Genomic DNA, 18,068 nt, shown 5'->3' with positions numbered 1-18,068 from the left:
CCAGCGTAAATAATGCGCATCCACGGTTCAAATTATCGGGCGAAAGCCACCTCTTCGGCCATTCCTATGACCTTTCCCATGACCTTCCTGCAAACGGCCATCGGTGTCCCACTACGATCAGCGCACTCGACCGTCCCTCCCCCAAAGGACTCGCCATGGGTTCCGCCAAGAACACCAGCAACGCGCAGCGCAAGGCCCGCATAGAGGAGATGCGCCGGGCCGAACGTTCTCGTGAGCGCCGCAACCGGATACTCACGATCGCGGCCAGCGTGGTGGTCGTCGCCGGTCTCGTCGTCGGCGGTGTCGTCCTCGTCAAGTCTCAGTCGGACGACAAGGACACCTCGGCGAGTGACTCGAAGACTTCCTCGGGCCACTTCGTGACGGGTACGGACGGGGTGAAGACGTGGAAGGGCAAGCTGGGCCGTACCCACGTCACCAAGACCGTGGACTACCCGATGGAGCCCCCGGTCGGCGGTGACCACAACCAGGTCTGGATGAACTGCAACGGCGACGTCTACACCAAGGCGGTCAACAACATGAACGCCGTGCACTCCCTGGAGCACGGCGCGGTGTGGGTGACGTACAACAGCAAGGCGTCGGACGCGGACGTCAAGGCGCTCGCGGCGAAGGTCAAGAAGACGCCGTACACGCTGATGAGCCCGGTCGACGACCAGAAGGCCCCGATCATGCTCAGCGCGTGGGGCAAGCAGCGCACGGTGAAGAGCGCGAGCGACCCGGACGTCGACAAGTTCTTCGCGGAGTTCGTGCAGGGCAAGCAGACGCCCGAGCCCGGTGCCGCCTGCACCAACGGTCTGGCTCAGTGACCCGGCACATCGGCTGGGTCGCGGGGTCCGCGGCGGCCGTGCTCGTCGCGGCCGGGGCGATCACGTACGCGGTCGCGGAGGACGGCGGCTCGTCGGCGACGACGCCGACCGCCGGCTCCGCGGACGCCGGTTTCGCGCGGGACATGGCGGTCCACCACCAGCAGGCCGTCGAGATGTCGTACATCGTGCGCGACCGCACCAAGAACGAGGAGGTGCGGCGCCTCGCGTACGACATCGCGCAGACGCAGGCCAACCAGCGCGGCATGCTGCTGGGCTGGCTCGACCTGTGGGAGCTGCCGAAGGTGTCGGCGGACGCGCCGATGACCTGGATGGGCATGGGCGACATGGCCTCCGGCAAGGACGGCGCGCTGATGCCGGGCATGGCGACCAACACCGAGCTGAAGAAGCTGAACACGCTGAGCGGCGAGCAGGCCGAGGTCCTCTACCTCCAGTTGATGACCGACCATCACAAGGGCGGCATCCACATGGCGGAGGGCTGTGTCGCCAAGTGCACGGTCGGCGTGGAGAAGAAGCTCGCGCAGGGCATGGTCGACGCGCAGCAGTCGGAGATCGACCTGATGGCGGACATGCTCAAGGAACGGGGCGCGAAGGCGCGCGACTAACGCGCCCGCGCTCCGGGACGACTCGCGCGCCCATGCTCCGGGCCGGTGAAAGGGAAAACCCTCGATCGGAGACAGGGACCCTCCCAAAACGTCCCAAATAACCGCCAATCAAGGCCACTTGAGCTCTTCTTGGCCTTTTCATTCCCCTGGCATGAACGGTTCATCGCCAGAGTGGCCCCCACCACGTGATCCTTTTCCCCCTGCCCTCCTGCGGCACGGGGTCTACGCGGATCACCGGCCGACCACTACATGCGACGAACCGCATCGCAGGGGGTTCTATGAGATCCAACCGCGCCAGAACGCGCGCCGGGGTGAGCATGGCAGCGACACTGCCGCTGCTCGCCGGTGCGCTGGCGCTCGGCATACCCGCGGCCCATGCCGCGGACGGCCCGAGCCGTGACACGCTCGCGGGCACCAAGCCCGCGTGGGCCACGGCCACGGCGGACAAGGGTGCCACCGACAACGGCTCCCAGGTCTCCGCCCGGGTCTACCTGGCCGGCAAGGACGCGGCGGGCCTGGCCGCCTACGCGAAGGCCGTGTCCGACCCGAACTCGGCCTCGTACGGCAAGTACCTCAGCGCCCAGCAGGCGCAGGCGCGTTTCGGCGCCACCAAGGCGCAGGTCGCCGAGGTGACGGACTGGCTGAAGTCGGCGGGCCTGAAGGTCACCGGCAGCACGCAGCACTACGTCACCGTGACCGGCGACGTGGCCGCCGCCGAGAAGGCGTTCGGCACCCAGCTGCACAACTACGTCAAGGGCGGCAAGACCTACCGCGCCCCGGCGAAGACGGCTTCGGCCCCCGCGGCACTGGACGGCGCCGTCCTGACCGTCACCGGCCTGGACAACGCCCCGCACAAGGCGACCCACGCGGACACGCTGCCGCCGCCGGACGCCGTGTTCCACAACTCCGGGCCGTACTCCTCGTACTACGGCTCGAAGGTGGCGACCTCGCTGCCCAAGGCGTACGGCAAGAAGATCCCGTACGCGGTCAAGGGCTACACCGGCAAGCAGCTGCGGGCCGCCTACGGCGCGGGCAAGGCGACCGGCAAGGGCGTGACGGTGGCCATCACCGACGCGTACGCCTCGCCGACCATCGCCTCGGACGCGGCCACCTACGCGGGCAAGCACGGTGACGCGAAGTACGCCAAGGGCCAGCTGGCCCAGGTGCTGCCGAGCGACTACACGAAGACCGAGGAGTGCGGGGCGGCCGGCTGGTACGGCGAGGAGACCCTCGACGTCGAGGCCGTGCACGCGGTCGCCCCCAAGGCGAACATCGTGTACGTCGGCGCGGCGTCCTGCTACGACAGCGACCTGCTCGACTCGCTCAACAAGATCGTCGACGGGCATCTGGCCGACATCGTCTCCAACTCGTGGGGCGACATCGAGGCCAACGAGACGCCGGACGTCGCGGCCGCCTACGACCAGACGTTCAAGCTGGGCGCGATCGAGGGCATCGGCTTCTACTTCTCCTCCGGCGACAACGGCGACGAGGTCGCCAACACCGGTACGAAGCAGGTCGACACCCCGGCCAACTCCGCCTGGGTGACGGCGGTCGGCGGCACCTCGCTGGCGGTCGGCAAGGGCGACAAGTACCAGTGGGAGACCGGCTGGGGCACCCTGAAGGCCTCGCTGTCCGCGGACGGCAAGAGCTGGACGAGCTTCCCGGGCGCGTACAGCTCGGGCGCGGGCGGCGGCACCAGCAAGACGGTGGCGCAGCCGTTCTACCAGCGCGGAGTCGTCCCGAAGTCGCTCGCCAAGGCGAACGGTTCGACGCCGATGCGCACCGTGCCGGACATCTCGGCGATCGCCGACCCGAACACCGGTTTCAAGGTCGGCCAGACGCAGACCTTCCCGGACGGGACGCAGAAGTACGACGAGTACCGCATCGGCGGCACCTCGCTCGCCGCTCCGGTGATCGCGGGCGTCCAGGCGCTCGCGCAGGAGCAGCGCGGCGGCCGGGCGATCGGCTTCGCCAACCCGGCGATCTACGACCGCTACGGCTCCAAGCTCTACCACGACGTGGTGGACAAGCCGACCGGCCGTGACCTCGCCGTGGCGCGGGTGGACTTCGCCAACGGGTTCGACGCGGCCGAGGGTCTGCTGACCTCGGTCCGCAGCCTCGGCAAGGACAGCTCGCTGAAGGCCGTGAAGGGCTACGACGACGTCACCGGCGTGGGCTCGCCCGCTCCCGGCTACGTCACCTCGTACCGCCGTCACTGAGCCGACAGCGCGTCGCGCCCGCCTCCCTTCACCGGGCGGCGGGCGCACGTGTGTGCGGGGCCGGTGCCCGGGCGAGCGGCAGGACGACGACGCGGCAGGCACCGGACGGTGTCGTACGGCCGGGGCCGAGGGGCTGAGGGCGGCAGGGCATGCGGCCGTGATCGGCGCCGGGGGCGGGGCGGGAGCGGGGGCCGCACGGTGTCGGCCGGGGCCGCGCCGACTGTACGGACTGCCGGGGGCCGCCTGTACGGGCCGCGGGGGCGCCGCCTGTACGGGCCGCGGGGGCGCCGGGTGCACGGGCCGCAGGGGGCCGCGCCCGGGCGTGGGGCGCCCCACATCCCGCCCTCAGGACATCGTGTCGCTTTGACGATTACACTGGGCCCGTGCCTCAACTACGCCTCGCCCTGAATCAGATCGACTCGACCGTCGGCGACATCGCCGGCAACGCCGAGGCGATCCTCCGTTGGACCCGGCACTCCGCCGAGCAGGGAGCGCATCTGGTGGCGTTCCCGGAGATGGCGCTGACCGGGTATCCCGTCGAGGACCTCGCCCTGCGCTCCTCGTTCGTCGAGGCCTCGCGCACCGCGCTGAGGGAGCTGGCCGCCCGCCTGGCCGAGGAGGGCTTCGGGGAGCTGCCGGTGCTCGTCGGCTACCTCGACCGGTCCGAGAGCGCCCAGCCGAAGTACGGGCAGCCCGCGGGCGCTCCGCGGAACGCGGCGGCGGTGCTGCACCGCGGCCGGGTGGCGCTCACCTTCGCCAAGCACCACCTGCCGAACTACGGCGTCTTCGACGAGTTCCGCTACTTCGTGCCCGGTGACACGATGCCGATCGTGCGGCTGCACGGCGTCGACATCGCGCTCGCCATCTGCGAGGACCTGTGGCAGGACGGCGGGCGCGTGCCGGCCGCGCGGTCGGCCGGGGCCGGACTGCTGCTCTCCGTCAACGCCTCGCCGTACGAGCGCGACAAGGACGACACCCGTCTCGAGCTGGTGCGCAAGCGGGCCCAGGAGGCCGGCTGCACGACCGCGTATCTCGCGATGATCGGCGGCCAGGACGAGCTGGTCTTCGACGGGGACTCGATCGTCGTCGACCGGGACGGCGAAGTCGTCGCGCGGGCGCCGCAGTTCTCGGAGGGCTGCGTGGTCCTGGACCTGGATCTCCCCGCCGCCGAGGCCGAGCCGCCGACGGGGGTCGTGGACGACGGGCTGCGCATCGACCGCCTCGTCATCTCCGAGGAGCCGCTGCCCGCCTACGAGGCGGAGCTGGCCGGCGGATACGCGGACCGGCTCGACGCCGACGAGGAGGTCTACTCCGCGCTGGTGGTCGGGCTGCGGGCGTACGTCGCGAAGAACGGCTTCCGTTCGGTGCTGATCGGCCTCTCGGGAGGTATCGATTCAGCGCTGGTCGCGGCCATCGCGTGCGACGCGCTCGGCGCGCAGAACGTGTACGGCGTCTCGATGCCGTCGAAGTACTCCTCCGACCACTCCAAGGGTGACGCGGCCGAGCTGGCGCGGCGTACGGGGCTCAATTTCCGTACCGTGTCGATCGAGCCGATGTTCGACGCGTACATGGCTTCGCTCGGGCTGACCGGGCTGGCCGAGGAGAACCTCCAGTCCCGGCTGCGCGGCACCACGCTGATGGCGATCTCCAACCAGGAGGGGCACATCGTGCTGGCGCCGGGCAACAAGTCCGAGCTGGCGGTCGGGTACTCCACGCTGTACGGCGACTCGGTGGGCGCGTACGGGCCGATCAAGGACGTGTACAAGACGTCGATCTTCCGGCTGGCCGAGTGGCGCAACCGGGCGGCGGCCGAGCGCGGCCAGACCCCGCCGATCCCGGAGGCCTCGATCACCAAGCCGCCGAGCGCGGAGCTGCGCCCCGGCCAGGTCGACACGGACTCGCTGCCGGACTACCCGGTGCTGGACGCGATCCTCGAGCTGTACGTCGACCGGGACACGGGCGCCGACGCGATCGTGGCGGCGGGCTACGACCGTGAGCTGGTCGTCAAGACGCTGCGGATGGTCGACACCGCCGAGTACAAGCGCCGCCAGTACCCGCCGGGCACGAAGATCTCCGCGAAGGGCTTCGGCAAGGACCGCCGGCTGCCGATCACCAACCGCTGGCGCGAGCACTCGTGACGGTACGCGGGTGACGCGTCACGGCAGCCCGTAGGCAGGTACGCGAAAGGGGGCGCCCCGGCGAGGGGCGCCCCCTTTCGCGTACCCGGGAGTTCAGCGGTGTGCCGACTCCGTGCGCTGGGGAACGTGCGTGGCGACCAGCCGGCCACTCGTCGTGACCGCCACGGCGAGCGCGCGGCGGCGGTCCACCGCGTACGCCGTGCCCGCGACCGCCAGGCCCAGCACCGCGAGGGCGGCTCCAGCGAGCGCCGGGGAGGTGGCGCCGAAGCCCGCGGCCAGGGCGAGACCGCCGATCCAGGCGCCGCCCGCGTTGGCCAGGTTGAAGGCCGCCTGGTTGGCGGAGGACGCCAGGGACGGGGCCGCCGACGCCTTCTCCATGACCATCAGCTGGAGCGGCGAGCCCGTGACGAACGCGGCCGCGCCGAGGAGGGTCACACCGAGGGCCGCGCTCCACTGCGTGGTCATCAGGAGCGGGAACAGGGACAGCACCACGACCAGCGACACGAGGCCGCCGAAGAGCGTGCCGCGCAGCGAGTGGTCCGCCAGGCGGCCGCCGACGAGGTTGCCGGCCGTCGCGCCCACGCCGAACAGGGCGAGCAGCAGGGTGACGCTCCCGTGGGCGTAGCCGGCGGCGTCCGTCAGCATCGGTGTGATGTAGCTGTACGCCGAGAAGAGCGCGCCGAAGCCGGCGACCGTCGTGCCGAGCGCCAGCCAGACCGGCAGCGAGCGCAGGGCCGTCAGCTCGCCGCGCAGGCCGCCGGACGTGGCGTGGGTGTGGTCGTGCGGGACCAGCAGGGCCAGCGAGGCGATGGCGGCCAGGCCGATCGCGCTCACGCCCAGGAAGGTGGCCCGCCAGCCGAGGTGCTGGCCCATGAGGGTGGCGACCGGCACACCGGCGACGTTCGCGACCGTCAGGCCGAGGAACATCAGCGAGACCGAGCGGGCCTTGCGCTCGGGCGCGACCAGATTGGTGGCGACGACCGCGCCGACGCCGAAGAACGCGCCGTGCGGGAGGCCGCTGAGGAAGCGGGCCGCGAGGAGCCAGTGGTCGTCGGGGGCGAAGGCGGACAGCGCGTTGCCGACCACGAACAGCCCCATCAGACCGATCAGGACCTTGCGGCGGGACAGCCGGGCGGTGACGGCCGCCAGGAGCGGGGCGCCGATGACGACGCCGATCGCGTACGCCGAGACCAGGTGGCCGGCGGCGGGGATGGATATGTGCAGGTCGTCCGCGACGTCGGGCAGCAGACCCATGATCACGAACTCGGTCGTGCCGATGCCGAAGGCGCCCACGGCGAGGGCCAGCAGGGCGAGGGGCATGAGAGGCCTTTCACGAGCAAGGTGGTGGAGCGGCGCCCCGTGCGGGCAAGCTCCGTCCGTACATGACCGCGCGTGCACACCGCTGTGCACGCGCAGCTTAAGTTCATCTACGGAACAAATAGGCTCGGGCCGAGTATTCCACGAGCTAGGAAGCAGTTGCGGAGATCTTCACGCGGGCCGCGATCGGGAGGTGGTCGCTGCCCGTCCTCGGCAGGGTCCACGAGGTCACCGGATCGACGCCCTTGACCATGATCTGATCGATCCGGGCCATCGGGAACGACGCGGGCCAGCTGAATCCGAAGCCGCTGCCGGCCGCGCCCTGGGTGGAGCGCAGCTGCGAGGTGATGTTGCTGAGCGAGCGGTCGTTCATCGTGCCGTTGAGGTCGCCGAGCAGGACGACGTCCCGCAGCGTCTCGTCGGCGATGGCCTCGCCCAGCGCGTCGGCGCTCTTGTCGCGCTGGTGGGCGGTGAACCCGGCCGCCAGTTTCACCCGGACCGAGGGCAGGTGGGCGACATAGCCCGCGATCTCCCCGAACGGTGTGACGATCGTCGCCCGCATCGCGCGCGTCCAGCCCAGCTTGATGTCCACGGGCCGGACGTCCTTCAGGGGGTACTTGCTCCACAGCCCGACCGTGCCCTGCACCGAGTGGTACTTGTACGTCGCCGCCAGCGCCTTCTCGTACACCGGCACCGCCGTGGCCGTCAGCTCCTCGAGCGCCACGACGTCGGCTCCCGAGGCGGCCACGTCGCGGGCGGTGCCGGACGGGTCGGTGTTGTCCGCGTTGACGTTGTGGGTGGCGACGGTCAGATCGCCGCCGCTGCCGGCCCGGTCGGTGAGCAGCCCGCCGAAGAGGTTCAGCCAGACGATCGTGGGCAGCAGTACGGCGATCACGGCGGTCGCCGACCTGCGGACGAGCCCGAGGGCCAGCAGCAGCGGCACGAAGACACCCAGCCAGGGCAGGAACGTCTCCACCAGACTGCCCAGGTTGCCGATGGTGTTCGGGATCTGCGCGTGCAGCACCATCACCAGCGCGAGGACCACCGCGCAGGCTGCGACGACCAGTCCGCGGCGCCAGATCCCGCGGTCGCCGCGCAGGCTGTCGTACAGGCGCCGGAGCCGGGACCCTCTGCGGTCGGACTCCGAGCCGCCGCTGCCCGTCTCCGTCACGTACGCCTGCGCCATACCGTCGCCTCACAACCTGCCGTGCACACCGTCACTCCCGCGCCTACGACCCTAGGGGATGATCGGTTCCGATCTCGCCGTCCCATGACGGCCGTACGGGCACGAGGACGACGAACCCGGCGTCCGGAGTTCCGAATGAGGGCGCGTGACGGGGCCTCTGTGACGAAACGCGCACATTAGTGGTGCGGCGTACGCCGTTTGACGAGACGTACGCCGCTCGACGAGATGTGCGCCGTGTGACGAGACGTACGCTCCACGGCCCGGAACGTGTGCGCCTCACGGCCCGGTCGGGCGCAGTCCTGTCAGGAGGGCGTCGACTATCTGTTCGGCGAGCTCCTCGGGCAGATCGCCGTCGGGGCGCAGGACGGTACGCACGAGCATGGGGCCGACGAACAGGTCGTTGACGAAGTCGATGTCCAGGTCGGCCCGGAGCTCGCCGTTCTCCTGTCCGCGGCGCAGGACCTCCGCGCCGAGCCGGCGCCGTGGTTCGACCACGGTCGCGTGGTAGGCGGTCCAGATCCGGGGGCTGCTCTTCATCTGTGCGTAGACGTTGTGCAGGATCGCCGACGAGCGGGCGAGCAGGCCCCGTTGACGCAGCGACTCCAGCATGACGACGAGGTCGTCGCGCATCGAGGTGCCGGGGAGTTCGGGGTCGGCGGGCTCGGCGGCGCGCAGGACGTCGACGAAGAGCTCCTCCTTGTCGCGCCAGCGGCGGTAGATGGTGGCCTTGCCGACGCCCGCGGTGCGGGCGACGCGCTCCATGGAGAGGTCCGCGAGGGGGACGCCGTCTTCGAGGAGCTTCATCACGCCCTCGATGATGGAGCGTTCGACGGCCTCGCTCCGGGGGCGTCCCCTGGCGGGGCCCTCACGCCTGGCTCGGCTGTCCGCGAGGCTCACGTTCGACTCCGTCCCTGTCGCTGTGCTGGGGTGATTCTCCCCTGTGTACGCCGCTGCCGGGCACCCGCCGTCCGCGGGTGCCCGAGCCGCGTACGCGAGGTCAGTGGTCCGCCGTCACCAACTCCGTCTCCTCCTGGCCCTCCTGGGGCGCCGGGGGCCGGCCCGGCAGGAACAGCGCCACGATCACCGCGCCGAGCACGGCCACACCCGCGCCGCACAGGGCGGTGAGGTGCATCGCGTGCAGGAACGCGTCGTTGGCGGGGGCGACGAGGGCCTTGCCGTCCGGGCCGAGCTTCGCGGCCACGCCCAGCGTCGCCTCGATGGACTCGCCCGCGGTGTGGCGCACGGCGGGCGGGAGCTGGGAGAGCTTGTCCTCGATGCCGTCGCGGTACGTGGTGGACAGCACCGAGCCGAGGATCGCGATGCCGAGCGCGCCGCCGACCTGACGGAAGGTGTTGCTGAGCGCGGACGCGGAGCCCGCCTTCTCGCGGGGCAGCGCCTGCATGATGACCACGCTGGTCGGGGTCATGACGTGCGCCATGCCGGCGCCCATCAGGAAGAAGACGACCTCCAGGAGCCAGATCGGGGTGTCCGCGTCCAGCGTGGCGAACGCGGCGAGCATCGCGGCGAGGACCACCAGACCGGCCGTGGTCGTGGCCTTGTTGCCGAACCGGTCGACGACCAGCCGGGCCCGCGGCGCGAAGATCATCTGGGCGGCGGCCAGCGGCAGCATCAGCAGGCCGGTCTGGAGCGGCGAGTAGCCGCGCACGCTCTGGGTGTAGAAGACCGAGAAGAAGGTCACGCCCATCAGCGCGAAGAAGACCAGTGCTATGGCGGCGATGGCCGCGGAGAAGACCTTGTTCTTGAAGTACGTGACGTCGACGGACGGGTGGTCGCTGCGCTTCTCGAACACGACGAAGGCGGCGAGAACGGCAAGGCCGGCCGCGATGGTCGCCAGGACCTGCGGGTCGGTGAAGTCGGCGAGCTGACCGCCCTTGATGATGCCGTACACCAGAAGGACGAGCCCGATGACGGACAGGACGACACCGACGGGGTCGACGCGGCCGGGGTTCGGGTCGCGGGAGTCGGGGACCAGCCAGACCATCAGGCCCAGCGCGATGACCACGATCGGCACGTTGATCAGGAAGACCGAGCCCCACCAGAAGTGGTCGAGCAGCACGCCGCCGGTGATCGGGCCGATGGCGATGGCGATGCCGACGCCGCCGGCCCAGATGCCGATGGCCTTGGGCTGCTCGTCGCGCTCGAAGACGTTCATGAGGACGGCGAGGGTCGCGGGCATCACGAAGGCGGCTCCGAGGCCCATCACCGCGCGGAACGCGATGAGCTGCACCGGCGAGCCGGACTCGGCGGCGAGCGCGGAGCCGATGCCGAAGACGGCGAGACCGGCGAGGAGCATCTTCTTGCGGCCCAGCCGGTCACCGAGGAGCCCCGCGGTGAAGAGCAGCCCGGCGAACACGAGCGTGTAGGAGTTGATGGCCCACTCCAGCTCGCTCTGCGTGGCGCCGAGGCCGGTGGGAGCCGGGGTGGAGATGGTCTTGATGGCGACATTCAGGATGGAGTTGTCGAGCACCACGATCAGCAGGCTGAGCATCAGCACGCCGAGGATCGCCCAGCGGCGCCGGTGCACCGCTTCGGGGACCCGCCGTTCGGTCGGAGCAGCAGGAGTTGTCATGCCGCCGAGCGTAGGGTAATTCCGATACGGAACCGTCTCGTATCGAAATTCTTTACGGAGACCTTACGAAGAGACCTAGGTCACGAGACCTGGTCCCCGCCTCTCCTGCCCTGGTCTAGCCGCGCGTGGCACGAGGTGCCACCATGGAGGGGATCCGGGGACGCCGTGAGGGCGCCTCGAGATGACAGAAGGAGCCGTTGCGATGACGCAGCTTTCGGCTGCCCAGAAGCCGTCCGACAGCAGCAAGGCACTGTACGGAGGCAAGGGCACGCGTCGCATCACCATCCGCGACATCACCACCGCCAAGGAACGCGGCGAGAAGTGGCCCATGCTCACCGCGTACGACGCGATGACCGCGTCCGTCTTCGACGAGGCCGGCATCCCGGTCATGCTCGTCGGGGACTCGGCGGGCAACTGCCACCTGGGGTACGAGACGACCGTGCCCGTCACCCTCGACGAGATGACCATGCTGTCGGCCGCGGTCGTACGCGGCACCAGCCGCGCCCTGATCGTCGGCGACCTGCCCTTCGGCTCGTACCAGGAGGGCCCGGTCCAGGCGCTGCGCTCGGCCACCCGGCTGGTCAAGGAGGCCGGGGTCGGGGCCGTGAAGCTGGAGGGCGGTGAGCGCTCGCACCGCCAGATCGAGCTGTTGGTCGAGTCCGGCATCCCGGTCATGGCGCACATCGGTCTGACCCCGCAGTCCGTGAACGCCATGGGCTACCGCGTCCAGGGCCGCGGCGAGGAGGCGGCCCAGCAGCTGCTGCGGGACGCCAAGGCGGTCCAGGACGCGGGCGCGTTCGCCGTGGTCCTGGAGCTGGTCCCGGCGGAACTGGCCGCGGAGGTCACGCGGGTCCTGCACATCCCGACGGTCGGCATCGGTGCCGGTCCGGAGACGGACGCGCAGGTGCTGGTCTGGACGGACATGCTCGGGCTGACCGGCGGCAAGGTGCCGAAGTTCGTGAAGAAGTACGCCGATCTGCGCGAGGTCATGGGCAACGCGGCGAAGGCGTTCGCCGAGGACGTCGTCGGCGGGACGTTCCCGCTGGAGGAGCACTCCGTCCACTAGACGTTCAGACGTTCCACAGAGCCACTACGGCACCAGGGCAGCCCGCCGATCTTCCCCCGTCGGCGGGCTGCTGCCGTTCCAGAACCGGACAGGCCCTGGTCTCTGGAGGCGCGTCCGGATCCGGTTCAGCAGCCGGGTGCCGTCCTCGCCGCCGAACCACCGTGTGTGGCCCACGAAACGGTCGTACGCCAGTGCCGTGTCCGCGGTGGAGCCCATCACGCCGTGGAAGTAGCCCATCTCCGACAGCGCGGACTCGGCGTGCACGAGGGGCAGCAGCGCGGGCAGCGCGGCCGACTCCGCGGCGCTGAGGGGGCGTTGCTCCTGGTAGCCCTCCAGCAGTGAGACCCGGTACAGATCCGTGCCGGCCCCGGCGGCGTGGACCTCGTAGACCCACCCGCCGCGCGCGACGGCCCCGAGCACCTCGGCGAAGGGCGCGCCGTGCTCCCTCAGGTGCCGCAGGAACGCGTGCTCCTCGGCCGGCCCCTGAGGGGTGCGGCGGCGCTGTGGTGCCGTTTCACAAGGAGGCGGTGCCCGCCCCGCTCGACCACGGCCGCCGCCGACAGCGGGCGGACCGGACAGCTCCTCCGACCTGGCAGAACGGCCCGCAGCCGGCGTACCGGGGGCGGCTGTCGGCACCCTGTAGGCGGGCTGTCGGCGCCAGTCGGCGCCTGTCGGTGGTTTGTCGGTGGTGGCTGACACCTTGGCGGCATGACGCGAATCGACAACACGCCCCGGCAGGACGGAGCCGGCCCCTCGGCGGCCGTCGTCGTACGGGGGCTGGTCAAGCACTACGGCGAGACCAAGGCGCTGGACGGGGTCGACCTGGAGGTGCGCGAGGGCACCGTCCTCGGGGTGCTCGGCCCCAACGGCGCCGGCAAGACCACCCTGGTCCGCTGCCTGTCCACCCTCATCACCCCCGACTCCGGCCACGCCGTGGTCGCCGGCTACGACGTGGTGAAGCAGCCCCGGGGGACCCGCCGCGTGATCGGCCTCACCGGCCAGTACGCCTCGGTCGACGAGAAACTCTCGGGCTACGAGAACCTGTATCTGATCGGCCGGCTCCTCGACCTGCCCCGCAAGGAGGCCAGGGCACGGGCCGACGGACTCCTGGAGCGGTTCTCGCTCACCGACGCCGCCAAGCGCCCGGCGTCCACGTACTCCGGCGGTATGCGCCGCCGCCTCGACCTCGCCGCGTCCATGATGGGCAGGCCGTCCGTCCTCTACCTGGACGAGCCGACCACCGGTCTGGACCCGCGCACCCGCAACGAGGTGTGGACGGAGGTCAAGCGCATGGTCGCCGAGGGCGCGACCGTCCTGCTCACCACCCAGTACATGGAGGAGGCCGAGCAACTGGCCTCCGAGCTGACGGTCATCGACCGCGGCAAGGTCATCGCGGGCGGCCGCATCGACGAACTCAAGGCGCGGGTCGGCGGCCGCACCCTCCGCGTCCGCCCGGCGGACCCGCTGGAGCTGCGCCCGACAGCCGCGGCGCTCGACGACTTCGGTCTCACCGGCCCCGGCTCCGCGACCGTGGACCCCGAGACCGGCACCGTGGTGGTGCCGATCCTCAGCGACGAGCAGCTGACCGCCGTGGTCGGCGCGGTCACCGCCCGCGGCATCACCCTCGCCGGCATCACCACCGAACTGCCCAGCCTGGACGCGGTGTTCCTGTCCCTCACCGGCCACAAGGCCAGTGCCCCGCAGGACGCGTCCCCCGCGTCCCCCGAATTCGCGAAGGCCGCCGTATGAGCGCCACCACTGTCCCGACGCCCGTAGCGCACGACGAGGGCCGCATCGGGCTCCGCGGCAATCTGCGCCACATCGGCGCCCTGGTCCGCCGCAACCTGCTGTGGATCCGCCAGGACCCCGAGTCGATGTTCGACGCGGTCCTGATGCCGATCGTCTTCTGTCTGCTGTTCGTGTTCGTCTTCGGCGGCTCGATCGCCGGCAAGGGCCACCAGCACGAGTACGTCAACTACGTGGTCCCGGGCCTGATGGCGATGATGGGCATGAACATCGCCATGGGGGTCGGCACCGGTTTCAACCAGGACTTCCAGACGGGCGTGATGGACCGTTTCCGGTCCCTGCCGATCGCCCGCTTCTCGGTGCTGATCGCCAAGATCACGGTCGAGATCGGCCGCATGCTGGTCGCCGTGGCGGTCCTGCTCACGGTCGGCTTCATACTCGGCCTGTCCGTGTCGAACGTCCTGGGCCTGTTCGCCGCCGTCGGACTCGCGATGGTCTTCGGCTCCGGAATCATGTGGATCTTCCTGACCATGGGCGTGGTGATGAAGAACGCCCAGGCCATCCAAGGGATGGGGTTCCTTGTGCTGATGCCTCTGCAGTTCGGGTCGTCGATCTTCGCCCCGACCGACACGATGCCCGGCTGGCTCCAGGCGTTCACCGACTACAACCCGCTCTCGTCGCTGGCGGACGCCGCCCGCGGCCTGATGAACGGCGGCCAGCCGGTCGGCCACGACGTGCTGGTGACACTGGTCTGGTCGGTCGTCCTCACGGCCGTCATGGCACCGATCGCCATCCACAAGTTCCGCACCAAGAGCTGAGCTTCAGCCCCCCGGTCCGCGTCAGACGAGGGCGGCGGCCTCCTCCAGGGAGAGCCCGCCGCCCTCCGCGTACGCGGCCTCGTACGCCGCGTCGCCCAGCACGGCACGCACCCCCGCCTCGGCCTCCGCACGCACCTCGCGCTCCATCACGGACGGAAGGTGTCCCGGTGGCAGCAGCTGGTCGCAGACGGCCAGGCAACGGGCCGCGTCCGGGGCGCGCAGCCCGCCGTCCAGGCCGGTGAGCGCGATGGCCGCGGTGGTCAGATGCACCGAGAACATGTGCGGCGCGATCACCCGGGTCACCTGGTCCGCGGCCCGGGCCAGCGCCCGGCGCACCTTCTCCACCGCCTCCGCGTACCGCCCCTCGGTGGCGTCCAGCCACGCCTCCACACCGACCACGAAGCCGTCGAAGACCACGAAGCGGACGTCTCCGAAGTCCGTGCGCAGCATGCCCAGCTGCTCGCGGGCCTCGGCGAGACGGCCGGTGCGGCCGAGCCGGATCGCGAGGAAGAGCCGCGCGGCGGGCATGGCCTCGCTCACCATGCCCTGGCCCTCGTCCAGTACCTCCCGCAGAAGCTGCTCGCCCCGCTCCCCCTGGCCCGCGTCGATGAGGACGCTGCCCAGGCGGGCGCCCAGCACGGCCGCCTGGGCATGGGCGCCCAGCCGTTCGGCGTACGTGATCGCCGCCTCGTAGTCGGCGGCGGCGCGCGGGTAGTCACCGCTGCGCTCGCGGGCCTCGCCGCGCGCGGAGAGCGCCTCGGCCGCGCCCCAGACATCGCCGATGCGGATGAAGATCTCCAGCGCCTCGTCCGCGTCACGGGTCGCGTCGGCCGCCCAGAAGCTGCGGTTGGCGAGGACGTTGGCCCGCATCTGGAGGGCCTGGGCCAGCTCCCAGGAGTAGCCGAGTTCGCGGCAGGTGCGCACGGACGCGTCGACGACGGCGCGGGTGCTGTCGAGGTCGCCGGTGAGCATGACGGCGAAGAACCACAGGAAGCCGGGGCTGCGGCAGATCTGCGGCTGGCCCGGGCGGTAGGTCTCGCTGATGACCCGCAGCTTCTCTCTGGCCCGCGGGGTGTCCCACATCTCCAGGTCCATGTCCATGCAGGCGAGATGGACGAGGTGCACTCCGCGCCGGGCCTCGTCGAGGATCTCGGGGCGCATCGGCGGCGGGCTGTCCGTGCAGCTCTCGCGGAGCACGGGGGCCGGCCGTGCGGGCGCGGCGAAGGGGTCGGGGCCGAGGGCCATGACCGCGGTGGCCCAGGTGCGGGCCTCGATGCGCTGGTCGCGCATCTGCCAGTACCAGCACAGCGACAGGACCAGGCAGAGCGCCTCCTGCTCGTCCCGCGCGGCGACGGCGTGGCGCAGGGCGGTACGCAGGTTCTCGTACTCCAGCTGGAACCGTTCGATCGCGGCGCGCTGGCCGGCGCCGCGCAGCAACGGGTCGGTGGTGCGGGCGAGTTCGCGGTAGTACGTGAGATGGTCCCGTTCGGCGGCGGTGCGCTCGCCGGACTCGTCGAGCCGTTCGCCCGCGTACTCGGCGACGGTCTCCAGGAGCCGGTAGCGCATCCCGTCGTTGCCGCCGCCGTCCGCGAGGGACGCGACGACGAGGGACTTGTCGACGAGTGAGCCCAGCGCCTCCAGGGCGGCCGGGCCGCACACCGCCTCCGCGGCGGCCAGGTCGCAGCCGCCCGCGAAGACGGACAGCCGTCGCAGCACACCGCGTTCGTCGGCGTCGAGCAGCTCCCAGGACCAGTCGACGACGGCCCGCAGGGTCTGCTGCCGGGGCAGCACGGTACGGCTGCCTGAGGTGAGCAGCCGGAAGCGGTCGTCGAGCCGGTCGGCTATCTGACGGGGCGTCAACATGCGGAGGCGGGCGGCCGCCAGCTCGATCGCCAGCGGCATGCCGTCGAGGCGGCGGCAGATCTCGGCGGCGGCCTCCGGGTCGTCCTGGACCCGGAAGCCGGGCCGGGCCGCCGCGCCCCGGTCGGCGAGCAGCCGCAGCGCGTACGGCTCCGGCAGCGGCTCCACCGGCCGCAGCAACTCTCCCGGTACGCCGAGGGGTTCGCGGCTGGTGGCCAGCACCGTCAGCCCCGGGCAGCGCGCCAGCAGCTCCGCCACGAGGTGCGCCGCCGCGTCCACGACGTGTTCGCAGTTGTCGAGGATGAGCAGCATGCGGCGCCGCGCGCAGTGCTCGGCCAGCCGGACGAGGGGATCGTCCCGGCGTTCCGCGACGGCCCGCATCTCCTCGGCGCCGGCCCCGTGCAGCACGGTCTCCCGGGCCCCGAGCGCGGTGAGCACGACCTCGGGCACGACCTCCGGATCGTCCACCGGCGCCAGCTCGGCCAGCCACACCCCGTCGGGCATGCCCCCGGCCACGGCCTCACCGGCCTCCTGCGACAGCCGCGTCTTGCCGGCCCCGCCGGGCCCGAGCAGCGTCACGAGCCGCGCGGACGCGAGATCGCCGCGGATGGTGCCGATGTCGGCGTCGCGGCCGACGAAGGAGGTGAGGCGGGCGCGGAGGTTGCCCGGGGGCACGGGGGCGGCGGGGGCACGGGAGGTCCTGACGGAGCCGGCCGCCCCGCCCGCGCCGCCCGCCGTCACACCGCCGCGAAGGCCGTCCGGCCGCGGACCCGCACCCTCGGCCCTGCCACCGCCGTACGCCACCGGACCCGCGCCCTCGGCCCTGCCACCGCCGTACGCCGGGACGGCACCCGTGCCGCCGTGCCGCTCTCCGGCCGGGACGGCACCCGTGCCGCCCGTACCGCGCGTTCCGGGTCCCCCGCCCCAGCCCGGCGTGGGTTCACCGGCCGGGCTCAGCAACTCGCCGTGCAGGGCGCGCAGTTCGGGGCCCGGGTCGGAGCCCAGCCGGTCCGCCAGCAGCTGTCGTACGTCCTCGTACGCGGCCAGGGCCTGTGCCGGGCGGCCGGTGTCGCGCAGGGCGCGCAGCCGCAGTGCCTGGAGGGGCTCGTCCAGGGGGTGCACGTCGCACAGGGCGGTCAGCTCGGGCAGGCACTGGTCCGCCTGGCCGAGGGACAGCGCCGCGGTGAGGCGGGCGCGGCGCACGTCGAGGCGGCGGGTCTCCCAGCGGGCCGCCTCCGCGGTGCGGTCCGGCAGGTCCGCGAGGGCCGGCCCGTGCCACAGGGCGAGCGCGTCGTCGAGGACGACGGCCGCCTTCGCCGGGTCGCCGTCGGCCAGGGCCCGCAGGCCCTCCCCGGCGAGCCGCTCGAAACGGTGCGCGTCGACGTCGTCGGCGACCGCCGCGAGACGGTAGCCGCCGTGCACGGACTCCACCGCGTCCGCGCCGAGCGCCCTGCGCAGCCGCCCGACCAGTGCCTGAAGGGCGCCGGTCGCGTCGGCGGGCGGGTCGCCGTGCCACACCTCGCCGACGAGGACGGCGGCGGGCAGGGTCCGTGCGGGCCGCAGGGCGAGCACGGTCAGCAGGGCACGCAGCCGCGCCCCGCCGACCGGGACGGGCGTGCCGTCGGGGCGCAGTGCCTGGGTGGTGCCGAGAACGCGATAGCGCACGGGGTCCATTGTCTCC

Annotated in this window: 13 protein-coding genes; 7 read left to right on the top strand and 6 right to left on the bottom strand. The window is 71.6% G+C overall.

Going from position 1 to position 18,068, the window contains the following annotated elements:
* Positions 1-155: 155 nt before the first annotated feature.
* From SAVERM_RS30675 to SAVERM_RS30660, 4 genes are all read left to right on the top strand, one after another.
* Complete coding sequence (locus SAVERM_RS30675) at positions 156-824, top strand: DUF3105 domain-containing protein (RefSeq protein ID WP_010987353.1); 669 nt, start codon at positions 156-158, stop codon at positions 822-824.
* Entirely contained in the window at positions 821-1,447 is a 627-nt protein-coding gene (locus SAVERM_RS30670; RefSeq protein WP_010987352.1) for a DUF305 domain-containing protein, read from the top strand. Before SAVERM_RS30675 ends, SAVERM_RS30670 begins: the two co-directional genes overlap by 4 nt.
* A 278-nt stretch (positions 1,448-1,725) precedes the next feature.
* Positions 1,726-3,666, top strand: a complete 1,941-nt coding sequence (locus SAVERM_RS30665) for a S53 family peptidase (RefSeq protein ID WP_078234548.1) — start codon at positions 1,726-1,728, stop codon at positions 3,664-3,666.
* A gap of 383 nt (positions 3,667-4,049) precedes the next feature.
* Complete coding sequence (locus SAVERM_RS30660; protein WP_010987350.1) at positions 4,050-5,804, top strand: NAD+ synthase; 1,755 nt, start codon at positions 4,050-4,052, stop codon at positions 5,802-5,804.
* A gap of 93 nt (positions 5,805-5,897) precedes the next feature.
* On the opposite strand, the gene SAVERM_RS30655 is transcribed toward SAVERM_RS30660, so the two are convergent.
* The 4 genes from SAVERM_RS30655 to SAVERM_RS30640 all read right to left on the bottom strand — a co-directional run bounded on the left by SAVERM_RS30655 (position 5,898) and on the right by SAVERM_RS30640 (position 10,897).
* Complete coding sequence (locus SAVERM_RS30655) at positions 5,898-7,124, bottom strand: MFS transporter (protein WP_010987349.1); 1,227 nt, start codon at positions 7,122-7,124, stop codon at positions 5,898-5,900.
* A gap of 145 nt (positions 7,125-7,269) precedes the next feature.
* Entirely contained in the window at positions 7,270-8,307 is a 1,038-nt protein-coding gene (locus SAVERM_RS30650) for an endonuclease/exonuclease/phosphatase family protein (RefSeq protein WP_010987348.1), read from the bottom strand.
* A 276-nt stretch (positions 8,308-8,583) separates the two neighbouring features.
* Positions 8,584-9,204, bottom strand: a complete 621-nt coding sequence (locus tag SAVERM_RS30645; RefSeq protein ID WP_010987347.1) for a TetR/AcrR family transcriptional regulator — start codon at positions 9,202-9,204, stop codon at positions 8,584-8,586.
* 100 nt (positions 9,205-9,304) lie between these two features.
* Positions 9,305-10,897: an MFS transporter gene (locus SAVERM_RS30640; RefSeq protein WP_010987346.1), complete on the bottom strand. Its 1,593-nt coding sequence runs from the start codon at positions 10,895-10,897 to the stop codon at positions 9,305-9,307.
* Between the two features lie 202 nt (positions 10,898-11,099).
* On the opposite strand from SAVERM_RS30640, the gene panB reads away from it, so the two are divergent.
* Positions 11,100-11,963 (top strand): 3-methyl-2-oxobutanoate hydroxymethyltransferase, encoded by an 864-nt coding sequence (panB, locus tag SAVERM_RS30635; protein WP_010987345.1) that lies wholly within the window; start codon positions 11,100-11,102, stop codon positions 11,961-11,963.
* 24 nt (positions 11,964-11,987) lie between these two features.
* Here panB and SAVERM_RS30630 read toward each other — a convergent pair whose 3' ends face one another.
* On the bottom strand, positions 11,988-12,383 hold the full coding sequence (locus tag SAVERM_RS30630; protein WP_010987344.1) for a hypothetical protein: 396 nt from the start codon (positions 12,381-12,383) through the stop codon (positions 11,988-11,990).
* A 288-nt stretch (positions 12,384-12,671) separates the two neighbouring features.
* On the opposite strand from SAVERM_RS30630, the gene SAVERM_RS30625 reads away from it, so the two are divergent.
* Positions 12,672-13,712: an ATP-binding cassette domain-containing protein gene (locus SAVERM_RS30625; protein ID WP_010987343.1), complete on the top strand. Its 1,041-nt coding sequence runs from the start codon at positions 12,672-12,674 to the stop codon at positions 13,710-13,712.
* Positions 13,709-14,527: an ABC transporter permease gene (locus SAVERM_RS30620; protein ID WP_010987342.1), complete on the top strand. Its 819-nt coding sequence runs from the start codon at positions 13,709-13,711 to the stop codon at positions 14,525-14,527. The genes SAVERM_RS30625 and SAVERM_RS30620 overlap by 4 nt, the downstream gene beginning before the upstream one ends.
* 21 nt (positions 14,528-14,548) lie before the next feature.
* Here the strand turns inward: SAVERM_RS30620 and SAVERM_RS30615 are convergent, their stop codons facing one another.
* Positions 14,549-18,061 carry an AfsR/SARP family transcriptional regulator gene (locus tag SAVERM_RS30615; RefSeq protein ID WP_042493764.1) on the bottom strand — a complete coding sequence of 1,171 codons (3,513 nt, stop codon included), beginning with the start codon at positions 18,059-18,061 and terminating at the stop codon, positions 14,549-14,551.
* Positions 18,062-18,068: the final 7 nt, after the last annotated feature.

The sequence above is a fragment of the Streptomyces avermitilis MA-4680 = NBRC 14893 genome, from assembly GCF_000009765.2.
GTDB classification, from domain to species: domain Bacteria; phylum Actinomycetota; class Actinomycetes; order Streptomycetales; family Streptomycetaceae; genus Streptomyces; species Streptomyces avermitilis.
Note: the sequence above shows the minus strand (reverse complement) of the source record. Positions and strands in the feature narration are given on the sequence as shown.